This is a genomic window from Fibrobacter sp. UWS1 (assembly GCF_002300445.1).
GTDB classification, from domain to species: domain Bacteria; phylum Fibrobacterota; class Fibrobacteria; order Fibrobacterales; family Fibrobacteraceae; genus Hallerella; species Hallerella intestinalis.
Genome location: NZ_NSGW01000001.1, coordinates 1363858 through 1383435 on the forward strand (window position 1 = coordinate 1363858; position 19578 = coordinate 1383435).

The 19578-nt window shown below is 42.4% G+C and carries 22 protein-coding genes and 1 pseudogene; 4 read left to right on the forward strand and 19 right to left on the reverse strand.

Going from position 1 to position 19578, the window contains the following annotated elements:
* Window positions 1–63 precede the first annotated feature (63 nt).
* On the reverse strand, window positions 64–627 hold the full coding sequence (locus BGX14_RS05605) for a hypothetical protein (RefSeq protein ID WP_095879325.1): 564 nt from the start codon (window positions 625–627) through the stop codon (window positions 64–66).
* Window positions 628–638: 11 nt separating this feature from the next.
* A complete protein-coding gene (locus tag BGX14_RS05610; RefSeq protein WP_143394152.1) occupies window positions 639–1178 on the reverse strand; it encodes a macro domain-containing protein in 540 nt (179 codons plus the stop codon).
* 3 nt (window positions 1179–1181) lie between these two features.
* Here BGX14_RS05610 and BGX14_RS05615 point away from each other — a divergent pair, with 3 nt between their 5' ends.
* Both BGX14_RS05615 and BGX14_RS05620 read left to right on the forward strand, forming a co-directional pair.
* Window positions 1182–1517: a transposase gene (locus tag BGX14_RS05615; RefSeq protein WP_095878959.1), complete on the forward strand. Its 336-nt coding sequence runs from the start codon at window positions 1182–1184 to the stop codon at window positions 1515–1517.
* Window positions 1518–1528: 11 nt separating this feature from the next.
* A complete protein-coding gene (locus BGX14_RS05620) occupies window positions 1529–2482 on the forward strand; it encodes a DDE-type integrase/transposase/recombinase (protein ID WP_095878958.1) in 954 nt (317 codons plus the stop codon).
* Between the two features lie 37 nt (window positions 2483–2519).
* Here BGX14_RS05620 and BGX14_RS05625 read toward each other — a convergent pair whose 3' ends face one another.
* The 12 genes and pseudogenes from BGX14_RS05625 to BGX14_RS05685 all read right to left on the reverse strand — a co-directional run bounded on the left by BGX14_RS05625 (window position 2520) and on the right by BGX14_RS05685 (window position 12605).
* Window positions 2520–2984: a macro domain-containing protein gene (locus BGX14_RS05625; protein WP_095879327.1), complete on the reverse strand. Its 465-nt coding sequence runs from the start codon at window positions 2982–2984 to the stop codon at window positions 2520–2522.
* A gap of 4 nt (window positions 2985–2988) precedes the next feature.
* Window positions 2989–4248, reverse strand: a complete 1260-nt coding sequence (locus BGX14_RS05630; protein WP_095879328.1) for a HEPN domain-containing protein — start codon at window positions 4246–4248, stop codon at window positions 2989–2991.
* Window positions 4193–5116, reverse strand: coding sequence for a restriction endonuclease (locus BGX14_RS05635; protein WP_095879329.1), 924 nt, complete (start codon window positions 5114–5116; stop codon window positions 4193–4195). Before BGX14_RS05635 ends, BGX14_RS05630 begins: the two co-directional genes overlap by 56 nt.
* 437 nt (window positions 5117–5553) lie before the next feature.
* Entirely contained in the window at window positions 5554–5913 is a 360-nt protein-coding gene (locus tag BGX14_RS05645; protein WP_073306059.1) for a four helix bundle protein, read from the reverse strand.
* 196 nt (window positions 5914–6109) lie between these two features.
* Window positions 6110–7396, reverse strand: a pseudogene (locus BGX14_RS16040) (site-specific DNA-methyltransferase); the annotation flags it as partial.
* Window positions 7377–8711, reverse strand: coding sequence for an ATP-binding protein (locus BGX14_RS05655; RefSeq protein ID WP_095879330.1), 1335 nt, complete (start codon window positions 8709–8711; stop codon window positions 7377–7379). The gene BGX14_RS05655 and the pseudogene BGX14_RS16040, both read right to left, overlap by 20 nt.
* Window positions 8712–9003: 292 nt before the next feature.
* Entirely contained in the window at window positions 9004–9918 is a 915-nt protein-coding gene (locus tag BGX14_RS05660) for a hypothetical protein (RefSeq protein WP_095879331.1), read from the reverse strand.
* A 3-nt stretch (window positions 9919–9921) separates the two neighbouring features.
* A complete protein-coding gene (locus tag BGX14_RS05665; protein WP_073306499.1) occupies window positions 9922–10434 on the reverse strand; it encodes an ImmA/IrrE family metallo-endopeptidase in 513 nt (170 codons plus the stop codon).
* A 128-nt stretch (window positions 10435–10562) separates the two neighbouring features.
* Window positions 10563–10928, reverse strand: coding sequence for a hypothetical protein (locus BGX14_RS05670; RefSeq protein WP_095879332.1), 366 nt, complete (start codon window positions 10926–10928; stop codon window positions 10563–10565).
* A gap of 3 nt (window positions 10929–10931) precedes the next feature.
* The gene (locus BGX14_RS05675; protein ID WP_143394154.1) at window positions 10932–11168 is read right to left on the reverse strand and encodes a hypothetical protein; all 237 of its coding nucleotides are present in this window, start codon (window positions 11166–11168) and stop codon (window positions 10932–10934) included.
* A 135-nt stretch (window positions 11169–11303) separates the two neighbouring features.
* Complete coding sequence (locus BGX14_RS05680; RefSeq protein WP_083545879.1) at window positions 11304–12335, reverse strand: alpha/beta hydrolase; 1032 nt, start codon at window positions 12333–12335, stop codon at window positions 11304–11306.
* A gap of 30 nt (window positions 12336–12365) precedes the next feature.
* A complete protein-coding gene (locus BGX14_RS05685) occupies window positions 12366–12605 on the reverse strand; it encodes a hypothetical protein (RefSeq protein WP_095879334.1) in 240 nt (79 codons plus the stop codon).
* 265 nt (window positions 12606–12870) lie between these two features.
* Here BGX14_RS05685 and BGX14_RS05690 point away from each other — a divergent pair, with 265 nt between their 5' ends.
* Entirely contained in the window at window positions 12871–13329 is a 459-nt protein-coding gene (locus tag BGX14_RS05690; protein WP_095879335.1) for a hypothetical protein, read from the forward strand.
* On the opposite strand, the gene BGX14_RS05695 is transcribed toward BGX14_RS05690, so the two are convergent.
* From BGX14_RS05695 to BGX14_RS05715, 5 genes are read right to left on the reverse strand one after another with little or no spacing between them, the layout of a single operon-like run.
* Complete coding sequence (locus BGX14_RS05695; RefSeq protein WP_073305776.1) at window positions 13326–14435, reverse strand: DNA replication/repair protein RecF; 1110 nt, start codon at window positions 14433–14435, stop codon at window positions 13326–13328. The two genes, BGX14_RS05690 and BGX14_RS05695, sit on opposite strands and share 4 nt — an antisense overlap.
* A gap of 6 nt (window positions 14436–14441) precedes the next feature.
* Window positions 14442–15095, reverse strand: coding sequence for a TetR/AcrR family transcriptional regulator (locus BGX14_RS05700; RefSeq protein WP_095879336.1), 654 nt, complete (start codon window positions 15093–15095; stop codon window positions 14442–14444).
* A 27-nt stretch (window positions 15096–15122) separates the two neighbouring features.
* The gene (locus BGX14_RS05705) at window positions 15123–16145 is read right to left on the reverse strand and encodes a hypothetical protein (RefSeq protein WP_095879337.1); all 1023 of its coding nucleotides are present in this window, start codon (window positions 16143–16145) and stop codon (window positions 15123–15125) included.
* A 1-nt stretch (window position 16146) separates the two neighbouring features.
* Window positions 16147–17733, reverse strand: coding sequence for a hypothetical protein (locus BGX14_RS05710; protein ID WP_095879338.1), 1587 nt, complete (start codon window positions 17731–17733; stop codon window positions 16147–16149).
* An 8-nt stretch (window positions 17734–17741) separates the two neighbouring features.
* The gene (locus BGX14_RS05715; protein WP_233126493.1) at window positions 17742–18326 is read right to left on the reverse strand and encodes an outer membrane lipoprotein carrier protein LolA; all 585 of its coding nucleotides are present in this window, start codon (window positions 18324–18326) and stop codon (window positions 17742–17744) included.
* Window positions 18327–18449: 123 nt separating this feature from the next.
* Between BGX14_RS05715 and BGX14_RS05720 the strand changes: the two genes are divergently transcribed.
* Window positions 18450–19577: a hypothetical protein gene (locus BGX14_RS05720; RefSeq protein ID WP_143394155.1), complete on the forward strand. Its 1128-nt coding sequence runs from the start codon at window positions 18450–18452 to the stop codon at window positions 19575–19577.
* Window position 19578: the final 1 nt, after the last annotated feature.

Below are 19578 nucleotides of genomic sequence, written 5' to 3' on the forward strand. Positions count from 1 at the left end.
ATTGTAGGGTCCTCACTGCTTTTAATACGTAATATTTTTGTTCAAAGATAATTAATAAAAATTTCATACAGAAAAGATATATTGTCCATCACCCATATGCTGAACGGTAAATTTTGGATCACTTAAAACCTTTTTCAGCAATTGCTTCTGAAATGGAATATGAACTGTCGCGACCTCATCCATGCTATCCCTAAATATAGGGAGTTTATTCCACAAATTTGTAATTTGTGGCAAGAAATCTCCTCTTGAATCAACAATGTCAGTATTTTTAGAAAAATCTGGATATATCACAATTACAGGCAGGCCACATGTATTTACGCCATAATCTATTTCTTCTCGTAGAGCTCGGCTATATTTAGTATGGCTGCTTAAAATCAAAATAATATTTTTTGACCGCAACAAACGGTCATGCAATCTTGGCTTTAAAGTATATTCCCATGAGCTTCCATCTCTGACATTATAAGTTTTATCATGGGAGTTTACGAAATGAAAATCAGAATCAGTTGCTTTCCATGTTTTAATCATCTGATAATAGCAGAAATCGTAAGCTGCATATGCGCCCAGATTTCCTTCATAAAAAGGCTCATCTACATAAAATGCCACATAATTTCCGGTTCTATTAATCATATTATTTTTCCTTATATGGCAGATGTTATAGATATGTCCTTTTTCTTGTCTTTATAAACAACAACATGGATGTCACAATTAAATTCGTTTTGGTGCAACTTCAGTAATTTAAGAATATATTCTAAAAGATTTTGCTCAGAATGGCGACTATTGGATAAACCTGAACCAATAATAGGCAAAATAATCGGATATTGCTCTGAATTTCTTGACATATTTTTTATCATGCGGCCTAATGCAAGATGAAAATTTCCTGGCGATGGACGTATAGAATGCAAATCCTTATCAAATTTAACAAGAGCCAAAAACATAAACCGAATATTGTCAAAACCATTTATGGTAGCAATGGTCCCTACAGGATATCTATTCAAATTTCCCTTAGGCTTTTCTTTTTTATCCAAAGTTTCATAATCTATTTTTTGTGAAGTCAAATTTTGCTTTATTCTTTGTGATATTTCAGTCTCCGATATCCCATGCGCTATTGTAGCGCTTAACCGCAACTTGGAAAAAATTGAGGAAGCTAATAAGGTGTATATTTCCAACCAAGGAGCCACCTTATGGCAGAAGAAAATAAACCTGAAAAACAGAAACGTCGCCGCCTGAGTGCGGAGGACAAAGTCAAAATCCTGAGCGAAATTCTCCTCAAGGGCAGGGGCTTATCTGAACTTGCGGACGAGTACAAGATACATCCGAACAAAATTCTCGAATGGAGGAAGGTACTTTTCGAATCCGCTACGGGGATTTTCGAGCAGAAACGCCCCGACATAACCGAAAAGGCGCAACAGCGTAAAATAGACGCTCTCGAGAAAACCCTGGCCGACAAGGATGCCGTCATCGCCGACATCGCTCAGGAGAACCTGGCCCTCAAAAAAAAATTAACTGGCCGTCCCTAGGAAAGAAGAAAATGAGCCTCTCCGAACGGACCGCCATCATTGCGGAAATCGACGCCATTTACGCAAGGACGGGAATCGCCCCGTCCAGGCTGGTATCCTTTTTGGGAATCCCGCAAAGTACATGGAACAACTGGGTTTCGCGGAGGAAGGCGGAAACGCGGCATAACCACGATACGCCGAAGTCCAACTGGATGACCCCGGAAGAGACTCGCGCCATCGTCGACTTCTGCAAACAGTACAAGGACCATCTGCATGGATACCGCTACCTGGCCTGGCTTATGGTAGACAGGGATATCGCATACGCCCGTCCATCGACGGTTTACAACATACTGAAGAGGAACAACCTTTTCGGCAAATGGGCTTTTCCTGCGGAAGCGCGGAAAAAGGGGTTCGACCAGCCGACACGTCCGAATGAACAGTGGCATACGGATTATTCCTACGTCAGAGTTTGCGGAGTGTTCTTCTACTTCGCCTGCGTCCTGGACGGGTTCAGCCGCAAGGTTCTCGTCTGGGACCTTTTCTCCACGATGGAAGGCTTGAACGTTGAAATTCTCGTGACCAGGGCGAAGGAACTCCATCCCGATGCGCATGCCCGCATAATCCACGATAACGGGAAGCAGTTCGCCTCGAAGGATTTCCTCGATCTGGTTTCGAAACTTGAACTCAGGGAGACCTCTACATCTCCCTTCCATCCGCAAAGCAACGGGAAAGTGGAACGTTTTCACAAGACCCTCAAGGCGGAGGAAGTCCGTCGTGACGCTTACCAGGACTATTCCGATGCAAAGAGGAAAATGTCGGACTGGATCAATTACTACAACTCGGAACGGCTACATTCCGCAATCGGATTCCTGACTCCTGACGAGGTTTTCGCAGGAAAGATGGAGGAACGACTTGCAGAACGAAGAACAAAATTGTATAATGCGACAAGAGAACGTGAGGACTATTGGGCTAACCAACCGACCTGACGGAATCCCTTATTAGCTTTGTTAAAATTTTCCAAGTTCAACTTGGGCGGGACACTATCATTTTGTTTATTGCTATTCCTTGCAAAGATCCTTTAGCAATTTGTACATCATCAACTTTAGTATCAAAACAACAGTTGGTAGGAATAATTATATTTCTTCCATTTTCTGCGTCAGAATTCTTAGTAATCGAATTTTTTATTATATTGGCATCAAAAACATCTCCATAATGGACATAAATATAATGAGTGTCTTTTATTTTGAGATAGAGATAGCAATTGCTTCTATATAAAGAAATAACCTTGATTGCAAAAGATACAATTATAGTTATTAGAAGATATAATACACCCAACCCTATTCTATGTAAAACACTTAATTCTGGAGGCAAAATATTTTCTGCAGGTTGCAAAAAAAAGATAAACCCATAAAAAGTATATGTTGAGCCAACAAGTTTTATCGTTTCTTGTTTTATATAAAATAGATTCTTTTGAATATAATTAAACACTTGTTCAATCCTTGAATTTTATATTTATTATAAAATCATCTAATTTCTTCAAAGAATCAATACGTTCATTTAAAATTAAGTCTACAACCTTAAATAAAACACCTATCGCCATTGTATAAGATTTATTAACTAATTCTCCATTTACGCCATCTTTATTAGAAGAGTGCACTAAAGCAGACCTAATTTTATACAAACTTTTCGCATCGTTAAATATAGCGACCCGTTCTTCCTTGTTGGCGCCTAACAAGTAAGCACACTTTTCTGCTACAGCTGCAGTAATAGAAGAAAAATTTTCTGTATTTGAATTTAGCAAACATTCTAAAGCAAATATTGAATAAATCATCTTATTTTCATCATTTTCTTCATCGTATTGTTTGCCTAACCATTCAAATGCTATATGAACTCGGTTCCAAAGGTCAGAATTTCCAGAAATAATTTGATTGAATCTTACTTTATTTTCCAAAAAATCTCTGACAGACTCCCGTCCATATCTTTTATTGTCTAATTCTAATGGCATTATATTTGATACAATAGAATTATCAGAAATACAATTTTGATCGTTATAAACGTATGAACAATCAGATAACGGCATGTCCGTTTTTAGAGGAAATATCCAGTATTTAACAGAATTAGCAAACAGAGGAATAAATGCTTTTAACCTCGACAATTCGAATACGAGTTGACTTCGAGCAATTTTTTTTGCTGATTTTGGATGACACTCAAAAGTTCCTACAGCTAGCGATGATACATTTTCAAAATTTTTTTCAAATATCATTTTTGCTCTATCATTCGGAAACTTGGTAATCGCAAAAATCAAATTCTTTGGATAAATATCAAAAGTCCCTATTTTAAAAGGCTTTGCCAATTCAATTCCAGAAATCGGCAAAATAACTGTATTATTTTTTACAGACTCCTTTATGGTCTCGTTTAGAGATTTTAGCACTTCTTCTGTAGAGATATTGCTATTTTTTATAGAAATGGCGGCATCAAGAATGAATTCTTCCATCTGTTCTTGCAAAACAGTTCTTATGGAATGTTTTCTTGAAATCTCTAATAATTTTTTTTTACCATTATTGACAAGAGAATATGAGATTCCATTGCGGCAACCAAAGGAATCGCTTTCGCAAAGATTAGCATCTAGTGAAACGTATTCTTTTGCAAAATTTTCTATATCTTTATTTAATTCTTGATAGTTTATTACGTTTCTTTCACTCATCTTTTTTCCCTTTTGCACGCAGCGATATAAGTCCACCCATTTGAGCATATTGTTCTTTTAATGTTTCAATGGAGTAAATCTTATCTACCGAGCCTGATGAATTCTTTACATAAAGAGCTGCTTCATCAGCCGTTTCTATTTCTATAACATCAGTAATACGCAATATTGGAATCTTAACTTCAATTCCTTTTAGTTCAATCCAAATATTTTTTATTTCTACATAACCTTTTGTTAATGGTTTGTAAGTAAAGTAGATCTCATCTAGTTCGGGATATACGTATTTATTGCATTCCTCAGTTATTTTCAATATAGTTGATATAGTATTTCCTTGTTCATCACAAATTTTATCTATTCTCGAAACACACGACCCATCCTGTAATTCTGCAATTAATTTTTTTTCACCCGCATTTGTAAATATAGGGAGCGCACTCCATTCCTCAAAATTAGGATATTCCGCACAAATATTGACAATAATTTTTTGAATTCTTCCCTCTAAATCTTTTTCAATCGCATTTCGTATTTCATAACATTCAATTGGAATTGCTCTAGGATTTTTTATTAAACCCTGTTCATATTTTGGAACACGATTAGAATATCCCGTACTTGAAACAAAATTTCCTTTTTTGAATGGTTGATCGATCAACGCCCCTTCATAAGATTGGACATCGGGTCTTCCAACTTTATCACCTCGTTTAGAATAATCTTTACATTCAATTGATTCTCCGCTTTTTTCCAAAACACCATCAACCTGATAGGATTGTTCAGAATACTCTCCAGGAACACTAACATCCCATTTAGAATGCTCTTTTTTTAAAATGGAAAAAACCAAATTCGAAATTTTTTCTAAAGCCTCGCCTTCTCTAGATTGATTTACTCCAAATATTGCTTTATGGATATCATTTAAATTTTGATACATAACTTACACCACCTTTACCGTAGTATTTGGGCTGATTGTTTTGAAGATTTCGGTGACGTTGATTTTGGCGGAGTCGCTTTTGAAGCTGGAGTCGCGGAAGACGGCGCGGAGAGGCTTGGCGGCTGCGATTTGGCGGATGGCGGCTTCGGGGATGTCGTTTGCGAAGCAGGCGACTAGGTCGCCGTCGTTGACGTTATAGACTTGGAGATTTTCGATGGTTTCGGTTTTGATGGGGAGCGAAAGCGGCACGCCCCAATCGACGAGGCAGCCGAAGAGGAGATCCATGTCGGTGCGGCCGTCCTTGATGTTGCTGATTTGCTCGACGAGGTCTTGCTGGGAGATTTCGCCGGCGGAGTAATAGACGTCCTTCATGTTGGAGTCGTCAATTTTCAGGACGCGGAAACCGCGGTCAGAGTTTAGAACTGAGAGCTTAGAACTTAGACCTTTGATGTCAAATGCTTTATCAGCGAAGAGATCATTTTGCTGATTTCTTCCAAGAGCTTCAAGCTTGATTCGATATCCGTTTTCGTTAAGTATTTTAAGCGTTCGCAAATCAACAATTGTGTTTCCAGTTCCGCTCGTGATCCCCTTGCTATTTTCAAAAACTGGACAAACTCCTTGCTCCCCCGAGATTGCCCCTCCGCTATGTTCGACGGAATCGACACCACAGCCCTGCGAATTTGATCCGACAGAGCGTATGTTTCCTCCTTCGGCAACTTCTTCACCAAGGCATAGACCAATTCCACTAGATCCATAGACTTCTTCCAAACTTCTAATTTCTGGTAATTCTCTTGCATACTTTTCGACAATTCCTTCTTTTTCTAAGTTCTGTAAACTAAGCTCTAAGATCTGTTCGCCTGCGCGGCGGATGCGTTCCTTGCCGATTTCGCAGATGTTTTTGTAGCCAGCCTTTGCTGCTTCAGAATTTTCATCGCATTTTTCTGGAAGCTGAACCAAAATGAATTTGCGATGGCCGCTGTCTTCGGCATTCAATTGCATAACGGCATGAGCCGTTGTCGCGGAACCAGAGAAGAAGTCTAAAATCAAAGAATTATCATTTGATGCCAACTGCAAAATTCTATGAATCAGCCTTATTGGTTTTGGATTACTAAACAAATCTCCCGTACCCAATAAAGATTTCACATCTTTAGCACCCTCTTGATTATGCCCTATTTCATTATTAGTCCACCAAGTCCATACATTTCCACCATCACCTTCTGACAAAAACTTCTTTTGCCTTGGTCTTGAATTTCCATCATCACCAAACCAAATTCTATTGTCTTTACAAAGAGACTCAAATGTAGATTGCGCTAAAGCCCAGCACCTTCCTGCGGGTGGATACATTTCTGTACCACCTGGAGTTACGATTTTATAGAATTGACTTCCCGTTGCATGACCTGTTTGACCAGTAATATCCACCGATGCCCAAGGACCTCTTGGATCGTTGTCTGGATTCTTATATTGAGAGCAGCGTTCTTCTGATAAGGGTAACTTCTTCAATGTTTCTTTAAGCACATTAAAATTCTTTGCTATTACTGTTATGTAATCATGAGCTGCCCCTAAATTAAATCTAGCATCTGGAGAAGTTCTTTTTTGCCAAACAATTTGTGCGTAAAAATTACTTCCACCAAACACCTCATCGCAAATCTTTTTCAAATTAGCTTGTTCGTTATCGTCGATGCTGATAAATATCACGCCATCGTCGGTGAGCAGGTTGCGGGCGAGCAGCAGGCGGCTGTAAATCATGGAACACCAGTCGGAATGGAAACGGCCGTTGCTGTCGGAATTCTGCACCATGCGATTTCCTTCGTCATCTACCGCGCCGCTTTCTTCGGCGTACTTGGCGCTATCCATGCGGAAGTCGTCCTTGTAGATAAAGTCGTTTCCGGTGTTGTAGGGCGGGTCGATGTATATCATCTTGACCTTGCCCAGATAGCCTTCTTGCAAGAGTTTCAGGGCTTCGAGGTTGTCGCCTTCGATGTAGAGGTTCTCGGTGGTGTCGAAGTTCTTGGATTCTTCCACGCAGGGGCGCAGCGTCTTGCGGATGGGTTTCGCGGCTTCTACCATGGCGTCGCGCTTGCCGACCCAGGTAAATTCGTAAGACTCGTCGCCTTCCGCGACGCTCTCGCCGAGCATCTGCTTGAGCGCATCGAAATTCACCGCCTTCTTGAGCTTGCCATCCTTAGCCTTGCTTTCGGTCACGCAATTCGGGAACAACGCGGCAATCTTCTCGACGTTCATCTGCGCCATATCGGGAGTTTCAAACTTCATCTTTTCCATGGGATACCTTTGCTGTTTTCAAATTTTTTATCGTAGCGATTCCGTACAACGGCACATTCAGCATCTTTTCGTTGTCTCGGAAGGGGAGCATCGATGTTTTTACCGCCAAATCGGGTGCAAACTGGTCACAGAACAACGTAAAACTGCGTGAGCGCAGGTTCTCGCCGGACTTTACCTCGATAGGGATAATCAATCCATCCTTTTGCAGAATGAAGTCCACTTCAGAGGTGCTGCGTTCGTTTGTCCAATATCCGAGGTAGTCGGGTTCCAGAGAAGAGAGCTCCTGCATCACGAACTGTTCGGCCATGGCGCCCTTGAACTCCGTGAAAATTTTGTTTCCGTCGATTAACGTTTTTGCGTCCAAACCAGCGGATGCACCAAGCAGGCCCACATCCAACATAAAAAGCTTGAACACATGGGTATCCTGGTAGGCCTTTAGCGGCATACGGGGTTCCTTGACCCGGTGGGATTCCAGCACCAGCCCGCAATCGCGGAGCCATTCTATGGCAATTTCAAAATCCTTGGCGCGTGCGCCCTCGCGGATAATCCCGTACACGAATTTCTTGTTTTCTTTGCTGAGCTGTGCGGGGAGGCTGTCCCACACCATGTTCAGGCGCGGAATCTGCTCGCCAGGTGCATGCTTCGAAAAATCCGCCGCATACGAGCGGAGTATTTCGCGCTGGATTTCGCGGGCCTCGAAGTAGTCGCCGGTATCAATCCATTTCTGCACTACTTCGGGCATTCCACCCACAAACAAGTAACTCCTCAACAAACCGAGCAGTTCGTCGTGAAATGGTTCCAATGCATTCCATTGCCCGTTACGGATGGCTTCGCAAAGCATTTCTTTTTTTGCGGCGTACAGGAATTCAAAAAACGAGAGCGGACCAAGGTCCAAGAAAGAGACCTTACCCACCGGGAACGAAAGGCCGGAGTGCAGCGCAATGCCAAGCAGCGAGCCAGCTGCGACTACGGCGTATTGAGGCGAGTCTTCGCAAAAATACTTGAGCGAGGTCAGGCCGCCCTCTGCCGCCTGGATTTCATCGAAGATAATCAGGGTGTTTTCGGGGTCTATCTTTTTCCCGTAATTGAGCTCAATCGTGGAAACAATCCTCTTGATGTCAAAATTTTCAGAGAACAAGTCACGGAGGCGGCGCTCGTTTTCAAAATTGATATAAACGGTTTCGGCAAAGGAGGTCTTGCCGAACTCCTTCAAAAGCCAGGTCTTTCCAGTCTGTCGAGCTCCACGGACTATCAGCGGCTTGCGGTCCTTACGCACTTTCCACTGAGCCAGCTGTTGCATCGCAAATCTTTCCATAATGCCTCTTTTTTGCCGTTTTACAGTAAATATATACAAAAAAAGCGTCAAACAACAAAAATATCTTGATAAAAGTGTAATTTAAATACATTTTTATCAAGATATTTAAGTTTTGGGAGGGAAAATGGCGATTTTAGCAAAATTTCGCCATTTTTCGGCAAAAATCGCGCCGCATGTTGAAATATCTATAATTTTGGCCAGATTTTATATTGAAAAAACTATAATTTTTCGAAAATGAATATGTAGACCGAAACCGTTTGCGTTGGAAGGGTGTAGACTTCTTTGATGCTTTTTAGTCTTTCGAGTCTTTTTTTATTTCGATTTCATTCAAAATAGTTGCCAAATTTGCGGTATCTGCAGTTGAGGATTCCTCAATTGCGTCATCCTGGCAAATTTTATCAATTACCGAACATGCTTCTTCGTAAGCATCGGCATAGTAGGAATTGCGTTTCATTTCTTCTGAACTAGAGAAAAACTCTCTTATCCGCCATTTGGGCGATTGCTCAAAATATAATTCCAAAAACTCTTCAAGTACAGCAGGTGTCATCCGTTCGCCAAGAACTTCTTCTTCTTTATCCTGGAGGCTTATCTTATCTTTGGTAGATGAAAGAAACACTACAGGAACACCGCCTTCTTCAACAATCCCTTTTAAATTTTTTCGGCCGTAGAAATGCCATTTCATTTCACGACTTTCTCTAGAAGCTCCTATCAAACCTAGAGCCAGCTCTGGAGAAACTGCGATTCGATCGCGATTAGCAAGTGCAGCGACTCGAAAACCCAAATCTATATCTGGACCAATAAAATCTATACAGTCATTGTTTATAGCAGGCTTACGCAAGATAAAATTTCTTATTGGAAATCCCGCAGTCCACACAGCTCCCTTTACAGGATACTTATTTTCAGGGGAATTATTCTTTTCTATTGCATCCCTAAATCTTTTTACATGATTTAAGGCTTCATCCCAATTAGAAATTCTTGCATAGAAAAGGATTTCATCTCCATTATATTTCCATAGTTCTACACCATCTTTTGCAAAGGCTTCTTCGAAAGATGAGTAAAATTCTACAACATTTGAAACCCACGAACTTATACACAAGCCGTTTCTGCCATCTTGTCTTTGCGCAAACTGTTTCTTTTGGGTACTGCCAATAAGGTCCGCACTGAAGAAAATATACACCTGTGGCTCTTTAGGATTATATTCAGGCATAAATTAGAGCAATCCCAAAGAAGAAAGACGCACACTGGCCGCAGTAAATGACACATGATACATCTGCGCCATTCTAGATATTTTGCCATCTTGATCGAGATCATTAGACAACGAATTAAAATCTTCTCTAAACATACTTTCTGGCATCAAAAGTTCAGCAGCAAAATAATTTGCTTCCTGTTCAGCCATACTAGTTCCTAAACGAAATGCCTGCAAAGGCTTGTCGCCCTGTCGAGAATGCAAAAAATAATGACCTAATTCATGAGCAAGGGTAAATCTCTGTCGTTCGGTCGTTGCTAATGGGTGCAATTTGATGGTAAAATCAAGTTTTCCACGAACATCAATTGTATCACCAAAAAAGACATCTTTATCTTCAGAGACTTTTCCACCAAAAATTTCAACAATGCCTTTGAAATCAACAGTTTCTTTAGGATTAAAACCAGACACCTCGCGAACTTTATTCGCGACGCTTCGAATTACGGCTTTACCCCATCCACATTCTTTAATATCTGGCATGGAAACTCCTTGATGGTTATATAAATATACTCAAATCACATTTTGTAGGCAAGACCAGCAGTGCCAGTTTGTGCAATTACACACATGGATAAACATTCTTTTTCTAGAATCAATCTTTTTTTGATTTTTTATTTCGCCAAATTTTTGTGTTTTTGCAATAATGTATCAAAATCATAGTCTCTTTTTATTTTTTGCAAAATTGTAGTTACTACTTCATATATATCAGATGACTTCTTATAATCAGCAGAACAAACGAAATTCACGCGGTCTTCTGAAATCAATTTTTTTGCAATATCCTTTTTCCCTTTTTTACTCGGATTATAAACCGCTATTGAATATCCGCCATTTTGCTTAACCATTTTCATGCAGGGAATATCCGTTTCTCCATCACCAAAATAAATCATCCTTTTAAATGGAATCGGACGATCTTCTTCTGCTACATAGTCGTCCCTTAAAAAGGTCACTTTGCGAACGCAAGATAAGGACGTTCGCATTTTCTATTCATTCCGTTCCACAGAAGGCAAAAACAGTATAGCCATTCCAACAGAACAAAAAAACGCCTCATGGCCCTCTTGAAGTTGAACGTCGCTACTGCAAGCTTTGCATTGCTCGGTCTCGAACTTGTTCCAGTCAATCTTGTTCGCAAGAACGTAGAGGGAATGCTTGTGGTTCAACTGTTCCTCAAGGGAACAGAAAAGGCTTGTCTGTGCGTGGGATTTTGGCGGTCTGTACATGAAAAAAAATGCAAGGTTTTCAGTCATATTTTAGAAAACCTTGCAATATTTTCACAGGGTAGAAATCAATTTTTCCCAACAGTTATGCGAGCTGGGCGGGATTTTAAGGGACGACTATTTAAAAACGCCAAATCGCTATTCTACAGACGACTTGATTTTGCTATTGAGAAATTCAATCGTAACGTCATAAGCTTTTTGCCGGACGGGTGCAGGTGAAAGATACAAATCGTGCAAGCCACCTTCAATTTCCTCAAGTTCCACGCTATGCCCAAGATTCGCGCCATATTTACGGATATGAGTCACATTCAACACCGCATCGCAATGATTGCACTCTTCACTCCATTCGGCTTTGTCATAACTGCATCCGCTGTGCATCACAAGAACTGGAGGTTCCAAACGAAGTCCTTGCTGCAATCGCACATGCCCCTGATGAATGGCTCTAACCCAACCTAAATCTACCGGCAATTCACCAAGTTTTTTATAAGTCGTATCATAATTCCATTCACCTCCTTTGAGCTGATGGATAGATCGATCATAGCAATCGCTTTCGCTTTGAGGGACTCCCAAATTCGGAAAAACTCCTCCTAACGCCGAAAGAATCGGCAAAGCTATCCGTCGAGCAGCCCACGAAAAATTCATTGCTAAAAAAGGACTATTCAACACAATGGCCGCAAAATCCGCTCCGTTATTGCGATCGGAAGCGTAAAGACTAGAAATGAGCCCTCCCGTACTATGCCCCAAAAGCACCAACGGAATAGAAGTCCCTTCTTCACGGCGAATTATCGATAACGCCGAATCCAGTTCTGCATAATATTCTGAAATATCTCGCAATTCCCCCATCACTTCGCCTTCACGATAAGAGCGACCGTAATGGTGCAAATCCACCGCATAAAAAGCATAGCCCGCCGCATTCATTTTTTGCGCCAATTCCCGCTGAAAAAAATAATCGTTAAATCCATGGACATAGAGAATCGCCGCCCTCGGCTTTTGAATTTCCCGACAAACAGACGAATCCGCATAGCGCACTAAAGTTGCCTGAAATGAATTCTGATTTCCAGCACGATAAGAAAAAATTCTGAAGGGTGCTCCCAAAAAAGGATCCTCTGTCCAAGTGGACGCCCCGACAATCGCCGACAACAAAAGAAGAAATAAAAAGAATCGTTTCATAGAAATAAATATAATTCTGAAATGTTCCAATTATTCCCAAGCAAGAATGGGAAAGGAGTCGTTTTGCTTGTAATCATAAACAAAATCTTCGCCCAGCAATTCGGCAAAATCAGCGGTTTGCATTTCTTCAGCAAATCGAGAAGTCGCATTTCCGCCACTATTGTTAAGTCCGAAAGGTTCCAAATTTCTTTGTTCCAAATAATAGAAATCCGCCATAGTTGTATTGTAGTTGTAACCGATGACAAGTCCCACAAGGCTATCGCCATCCACCGTACCTTTGCTGTAAGCATAAGTTGTAAACGCTAAAGTAAAACTAGAAAATCTGAAAGCAATTCACAATAAGGATTATTCCGTTGTGAAAACATTAAGAGCGGCCTAGTATTACTAGAGTCGTTCTTTTTTGTTGAATGAAGAATTTTTCCCTAATTGATTCGGAAAAATTAAACTCCTTGACGGACTTCGACAAAAATTATTATATTACAAGAAACTTTGAACGTCACTAAATCCCAGTGGCGTTCTTTTTTTTGGAGGAAACATGATTTATTTGGGCAACCAAGAACTTTGGAAACAACCGAAGATTGCTTTTTTTGCATCTCGCAAAGCCAATTTTAAATTCACTAAAAAAGCGATTCTTTGGATTCAAGAAATTCCTAAAGACGTCTGCTTTATCGGTTCCTTTCATTCTCCAGCAGAACAAGCCGTGTTTCGCCATATTTTAAGAGCGGGCAAATCCGCCATTTGGATTCTTGGCAAGTCCATTCCCGAATTTTTAAGCAGAGACGAGAGCAAAGCTCTGGACGAAAATCGCCTGTTGATTTTTTCTCTTGTCAAACGAGAGCGCTTCAAAAAAGCGACCGCACATTGTGCAAACGATTTTGCCGTCGCGCACTCCCAAGCAATTGTCTTTGGACAAATTGCCGACAACAGCTTTCTTTATCCTTTTTACAAAAGGCTGAAGGCTTCGCGCCCGCAAGATGTTATACGGATTTGCTAATCGCCCATTTCAATTTTTTCATCAGCACTAAACGGCAAATCCTCAATACGCGGGGTAGCGACAAAAACTTGGCATTTTTTTTCACGAATGACTCCGGCGACGGCAGCGCGACGATTTTTGTCCAATTCCGCAAAAATATCATCCAATAATAAAACCGGTTTTATTAAATGCCGACTCGCCAAATCCGAAGCCGACAAGCGCAAAGCGATTGCAGCACTGCGGCATTGTCCCTGAGAACCGGAACTTCGCATTTCATGTCCGTGCAAAGACAGCAGCAAATCATCTTTATGCGGACCTGAAAGCGTCAATCCCTGCATACGTTCCGAAAAGTCCAGCACTTCTAGTTTATGCGCAAAAGCATCGCGCAAAATTTCTTCCGATAGCTCCTTTTCCCTTAAAAAATCAAATACGGCACTTTTGTAAGAGACCGCCACTTCATCGCCAATACCGGCGAGCATTTCATAATACCGAACGATGAGCGGCGAGATTTCCTGAACAAGCGCCATTCGCTCCATCCAAATTTTTACGCCCAAATCCATCAGTTGCTGAGTCAGCACAGAATGCAGTTCTTCTCCGCCAACGGCTTTGCCGATTTTATTCAGTTTTAGCCACTGGTTGCGTTCCGCAAGAATTCGACGATAGCGTCGCAAAAGATCCGCATTGCGCACATTTTTAAAACAGAGAAGTTCATCCAAATATCGCCGTCGATTTTCCGGCGCGCCACGCACTATTTCCAAATCCGCAGGCTGCATAATTACAGCCGGTATTTCTCCAAAAAAAGAAGCCGGACTTTTACAAAGGATTCCATCCTTTTTAACGACAGTTCCCGTATTTCGATTCAAAAGCAAAGCTCGTGCGAACACGCGATCCGATTCTTTCGACTCCGCCAATTCCCCCCGTAAAATCATTTCCGGTTCATTCCAAGAAAGCAGATCCGAAAGGGAATGTGTCCGAAAAGAAAATCCTTCACACAGCAAATGAATGGCTTCCAAAAGCGTCGTTTTCCCCGTTCCATTTTTCCCAGCGATAACAGTAATTCCATCGCCGAATTCCCAACGGCCTTCGTGTAAATTTCGCAAAGACGAAAGGAAAAGCGAACGTATCATAAAATACTATCGCGTTTTTAAAATGCCGTGAAGAACCAGATCCTGAATGCGTTGTTTTAAATGATCCAGCGGAACATCTTTCCTGCTGGCGATTTTAAAGGAATGCGCATCGATTACTGCTCCATGAAAAATGGAAAAAATCAGATACGCCGTCGAATTAACGTCCTTGATTTGAAAATCCCCTTTTTTAACGCCATATTCCAAAACCTGACAAATGTAGGAATACCCGGGATTCAAGATGTTCTTAACATAAAAGTCCGCCAATTCCGGAAAGTTAGACACTTCGGCAACGGCGAGTTTCGGAATACCAGAAATTTTGCTGCTCCCTCCGACAGCTTCCCACCACTTGTCGATTAAAATATTCATCAACCCTTCCGCACTGCCTTCATACGTTTCTAGAATAGCGTCGCTAGCCGAGAAAATGGGATTTAAAGTTTTCATCACCACTTCCTGAAGAATCGCTTCCTTATTTTTGTAATAAACGTACAGAGTTCCCGGAGTTACACCGGCTTTACGGGCTATTTGGCTCACTTTGGTAGCAGAAAAACCTTGAGCAACAAAAAGCTCAATGGCTGCATCTAAAATTTCTTGAGGGCGGTCGTCTTTTTTTCTTTGCCAACGCGGGCCTTTGATTTCAGGATTTTCCATAGATTCTACCATAATGAAACAATATAGTTTTTTATTGCACTATATCCAGCCGCGGAATCCAAAGCTGAGCGGGTTCCATAATTCCGCTTCGGATTCATAGACCAGAGCATAATCGATTTGGAACTGATAACGACGTTTGCCGAAGCGCAAACTGAAATTGTAACCCAAGCCGAAAGTGTAATTTCTATCATCAAATCCCAGCCGTACTAAAGCCCCCTCCAACGCTTCCCATTCCATGCCAAAACGTCCCGTCCAAATATGATAGTCCGGGTCAAAGACAAGAAGAGTGTCGGCAACTTGATAATCGAGTGCTTCCATCCATACAGAAATGGGCCGATTCAACAATTTGGTGTGATAGCCGACGGCAATTTGTAAAACTTTGGGGCGCACACCTTCGCTTTGCTCCACAGAATTATCGTTTGATGCATTGCGAGTCCATTTGGCCGACAAATTTTTGCTGAAGCTGAGATTCCGGATCACCACCGCAGTGGACCAGTGTTCGTTCCATTCCCGCAGCCAGCCGAGATTCAGCACAACAGGGCTTTGGTAAGAATCGACAAGATCAGCTTCTTCATAATCTCCGGCAATGTCCAGATTATCATAGCTCAAAGCTAAAGAAAAACCGATGCCATCTTTTCTGGTCAAGCGATAGCCGACACCGAGATACGCCGTAATAAAATAGGGCTGCGCATTGCCAACGGTTTCATCATCGCTGTTGATGACATCAAAGTCCAAGTCAGTTCGATAAAGTGCTGCAGCACCAATTCCCATGCGATTTCCGACTTTAGTTTCTATGCCCAGCGCTCCGCCTGCGCGATCCAAATCCCTTTTTTCTGCTGCAAGAGAATAACCAACGCCGTTCCGAAATCCAAGCAAAGCCGGGTTGAAATATGCCGCCGGCATAGACGAAGTATCAGCGGCTCCGATGTTTCCTCGTCCGAGTTCACGACCGCCAGTTCCCATACGTTCCACAAATCCATCCATACCACCCAAATTGGCTTTTTTTTCGCCAAAAGAATACGCACAAAATAACGAAAGCAAAAGAATTATCACTCGTTTCATTTTACTTTCCTCCCAGAGTAATCGCCTTTCCCCAACCGACATGGCCGTGATTGTCCTTTACCCGAATGTAATAGATTCCCATCGCAACGGCGCGTCCGGCATCATCGCGGCCATTCCAAAAATCTTCTGTGGCAAGCGAGCTTCGTGTGGTACTTGCAGGCCTTTCTGCATTTTTCACGATAGTGCGAACTTTACGCATATCATAGCTGAACACTTCAATGGTAATTTTCGACGGTTTGCTTACTTTATACGAAACCAGCGACTGATTATCTGCGCCTATAACCGACGGAATCATACGAATCGATCCCAAATCATTTTTAACCGCGGCCTGATTCATGATGTGCGTCCAACTTTTTCCCGTATCGGCGGAAACCGAAATGCCTGCGCCATTTGTGCAAGCGACAAGCCCCATTATTTTGGACGTGAGCGGGAACGCTGCAACCGAAGTAATTTCCACGCTGCGATCCACAACGCCGGCATTCAATCCATACAACCATTGATCATCATCGTCAAAAGGAATCGCCCCGATGCTATCCAATTTTAAAAGTCCACTGGAACTGCCTTCTACCGCTTGCACAGACAAAAATGCCTTGTCACCAATAAATGCAACATGACTTGTGGTGAAATCATTTTTGTCATAGATATTTTTCTGCACCTTTCCCGCCGTATCCCGAAAGACGACTTCCGCAAATGCCTTGCCGCCATACGAACGCCACAGTTTATCTTCTGTACTGGATTTATAACGTTTGCTGGTTTCTACAATAATTTGCTCCGGAGTGCCGCCAATCCAAACGCCCGTTACCCGAGCCGTGTCCAACGCACGAACCCCAGAAGCAGACAATTTGTTTTTCGCTTCGTCCCATATAAAAAGTCCGCCACCCGTTGCCAAATAAAACATTCCCTCCTTCGTTTTGGCAATTCCATAAACCGCAGGATATTTCACCGAATCGACAACGGTCGCCGCCTTAAGCGAATCCAACCGCTGCTCCTTTTTATTCAAAACGAAATGCGTCCGCTTGGAAGAATGGATTCCCGTGCTAATATCCTCTTTTGAAATTCCGTAAATGCCACGAGCCGTCCATAGTACACTCGAAATCGAGTCGTATAAAAACGAGGAAATCGCATGAGACATGGTCGGCAACTCTGGGAATTGACCTTTTGGATTAGGCAAGTCCCGAATGGAAACCGCATTCGCGGCGCGAGCGCTAAAATATCCCTGCGGATCCCAAAAGCCCGAATCGCTTTCCGCAATCAAAGGAACGACAAAACCCAGTTTCCCAGCTAAGGTAAACGGCGTCCGCCGATGTTCCGCCGTAACGTCGGTAAATAAACCGTCCTGCACCGGAGTCAGGGAATCGGGCAAAATTTCCGTAAAGACGATGGAATGCGAAATGGACGAAGCTGAAGCCGTCAAATTGACCAGAGTGATTCCGCTACCCGCAGTTCCCCGGCTCACAACCCATACGCTTCCCGTCGATGACGCAGGACCCGCCGCATAAGTAAAATTGCTGACGAAGCTTTCGTCTTTTGAAAAGAGGAGTGAAACCAAAAAAGCCAACCATAAAACAGATTTTTCAAAAGAATTCATTTCACCTCCTAACGCATATCAATAACGTCAATACCTTTTTCCGGTTTGAGTACAAAGTCATCTTTGTTTACTTTGTTCTGCCGCTTTAAATTCAAAATTTCATAAGTCGAAACATTGCCCAACCGATCTTCTGTCACTAAACGCACAGGGGACGCGTCCTTTGCCGAAAGCCAGACCTCCATCCCTTGAAACTCCTTATCGTATTGAGATGCGTCCAACACAATCACATTTGTCTTCTGCCCATTCCATTCCTGCTGTTTCATAGAAAGCGGTTTGCATTGCAAATACTTAAACAATAATTCGGAAGGATGCACGTTGCTTTCCATATCTTCCAGCAATTTCAACAGGACTTGCTTTTGCTCTTTATTCCACTGCCAAAAATTTTTGCCATCCGAATAAATCGCCATGCCCGCCATGCGCAAGCGGAACATATCTCCGGACGTGACCAGCAAATCACCGCTCTGAAATCCAGATTCCGGAGAACCGGCATAATTCACTCTCGCTCGAAAATTGAGAGACCACGCTTTTCCAGAATCAAACCATTTTTTGGAAAGAGCCATCACGGAATCTGCGGGGCCGGCAAAAGCATTCACAGACAAAACGACGCAAAGAACAGAAAAAAATTTTTGAAAAAGTCCCATAATACGGCTTAATTTACAAAAAAGCCCATTCTTGAAATGGACTCTTTTCCCGTATATTTCTATTTTGAAGCCCAAATGTGTTTTTACGCAAAGGAATCTATGATCAAGCATTTTAGCCTTTTTGTTCTTGCCGCCGCAGTTGCCGCCTTCGCTGTCGATGTAGAAGTTCACGGCGATATCGACGCCGATTTCGCCTCTTATTTTGACAAGGACTTCAGCCCGACCAACGCCGCCAACCAGGACATTAAACTGGAAGGCAAAATCTTTTTGGATGAAAATGTTTCCGTCAGCATTTTTGGCAGATCGCACAGTAATTATATCGGTGCAGACGGAGAAACGGAAACGTCGATGGTGCGGCATGAAAATCGGGCAACGACAATGGGCGACGATGAGAATCGCTGGACAGCATTCAATTTTGACGGCATTCAGCTCGCTTGGCAATTGACTCCGCTCGCCAGAGTCGTCTTTGGAGACCTCACTTACAATGCAGGAGCATTCTCCTATTACTTTTGGCGAAATACCGAAGACTACGCCGTTATTCTTCGCGACCAGAATATCCGCGGTGTGGGATTTGAAGTGGAAAACGGCAAGGCGTATATCGGCGCAACCGAAAACAATTCCCATTCTTTGGCCACATTCCTCACTTACAGCTTCGACCTGATATCCAAAACCGAAGAACGCTTGACGATTACCCCGAGCTTCGACTGGGTTTTCGGCAAAGAAATCAGCCGCTCTTACACTTATGCGTTGGGAACCGAAGTGCAATACGCCAAAAGCACAAATGTTTTCAACTACGGCATCACCGCCACTTGGGGAACCCACCCTTACAAGGGACACGGCGTCCACACATTTCTTGTAGAACCGTCTTTTAGCTACAGATTTTTCAATTTGGCGGCAAGCTATTACCAAGCGCTTCTCGCCGACAAGGATTCCTCTGTGGTAGATCAGACTTTTTCCGAAGACGAACGGATGTTCTACATAGAACCGTCCTTGGATTTGCATAAAAAATTTTCCATGGGATTCGCTTATGAATTTCATGACCCCAGCAAAGAAATCGACGGAGACAGTCGCCATTTTTTGGGACCGTCTTTTTATCTCTACCCGACTGTAGAAGCGGAAATCATCTTCTGGGCTGGCTATAACATCTGTGGCACAGGAGCAAATCATATTTCGATGGGCATGAGCGGCCACGTCGAATTTTAAC

Excerpts from the sequence above, each read along its gene's own strand:
- BGX14_RS05605 (WP_095879325.1), bottom strand. The coding sequence starts at position 627 with ATGATTAATAGAACCGGAAATTATGTGGCATTTTATGTAGATGAGCCT.
- BGX14_RS05615 (WP_095878959.1), top strand. The coding sequence starts at position 1,182 with ATGGCAGAAGAAAATAAACCTGAAAAACAGAAACGTCGCCGCCTGAGT.
- BGX14_RS05620 (WP_095878958.1), top strand. The coding sequence starts at position 1,529 with ATGAGCCTCTCCGAACGGACCGCCATCATTGCGGAAATCGACGCCATT.
- BGX14_RS05630 (WP_095879328.1), bottom strand. The coding sequence starts at position 4,248 with ATGCTCAAATGGGTGGACTTATATCGCTGCGTGCAAAAGGGAAAAAAG.
- BGX14_RS05635 (WP_095879329.1), bottom strand. The coding sequence starts at position 5,116 with ATGTATCAAAATTTAAATGATATCCATAAAGCAATATTTGGAGTAAAT.
- BGX14_RS05645 (WP_073306059.1), bottom strand. The coding sequence starts at position 5,913 with ATGCAAGAGAATTACCAGAAATTAGAAGTTTGGAAGAAGTCTATGGAT.
- BGX14_RS05655 (WP_095879330.1), bottom strand. The coding sequence starts at position 8,711 with ATGGAAAGATTTGCGATGCAACAGCTGGCTCAGTGGAAAGTGCGTAAG.
- BGX14_RS05660 (WP_095879331.1), bottom strand. The coding sequence starts at position 9,918 with ATGCCTGAATATAATCCTAAAGAGCCACAGGTGTATATTTTCTTCAGT.
- BGX14_RS05665 (WP_073306499.1), bottom strand. The coding sequence starts at position 10,434 with ATGCCAGATATTAAAGAATGTGGATGGGGTAAAGCCGTAATTCGAAGC.
- BGX14_RS05670 (WP_095879332.1), bottom strand. The coding sequence starts at position 10,928 with ATGCGAACGTCCTTATCTTGCGTTCGCAAAGTGACCTTTTTAAGGGAC.
- BGX14_RS05675 (WP_143394154.1), bottom strand. The coding sequence starts at position 11,168 with ATGTACAGACCGCCAAAATCCCACGCACAGACAAGCCTTTTCTGTTCC.
- BGX14_RS05680 (WP_083545879.1), bottom strand. The coding sequence starts at position 12,335 with ATGAAACGATTCTTTTTATTTCTTCTTTTGTTGTCGGCGATTGTCGGG.
- BGX14_RS05690 (WP_095879335.1), top strand. The coding sequence starts at position 12,871 with ATGATTTATTTGGGCAACCAAGAACTTTGGAAACAACCGAAGATTGCT.
- BGX14_RS05695 (WP_073305776.1), bottom strand. The coding sequence starts at position 14,435 with ATGATACGTTCGCTTTTCCTTTCGTCTTTGCGAAATTTACACGAAGGC.
- BGX14_RS05700 (WP_095879336.1), bottom strand. The coding sequence starts at position 15,095 with ATGGTAGAATCTATGGAAAATCCTGAAATCAAAGGCCCGCGTTGGCAA.
- BGX14_RS05705 (WP_095879337.1), bottom strand. The coding sequence starts at position 16,145 with ATGAAACGAGTGATAATTCTTTTGCTTTCGTTATTTTGTGCGTATTCT.
- BGX14_RS05710 (WP_095879338.1), bottom strand. The coding sequence starts at position 17,733 with ATGAATTCTTTTGAAAAATCTGTTTTATGGTTGGCTTTTTTGGTTTCA.
- BGX14_RS05720 (WP_143394155.1), top strand. The coding sequence starts at position 18,450 with ATGTGTTTTTACGCAAAGGAATCTATGATCAAGCATTTTAGCCTTTTT.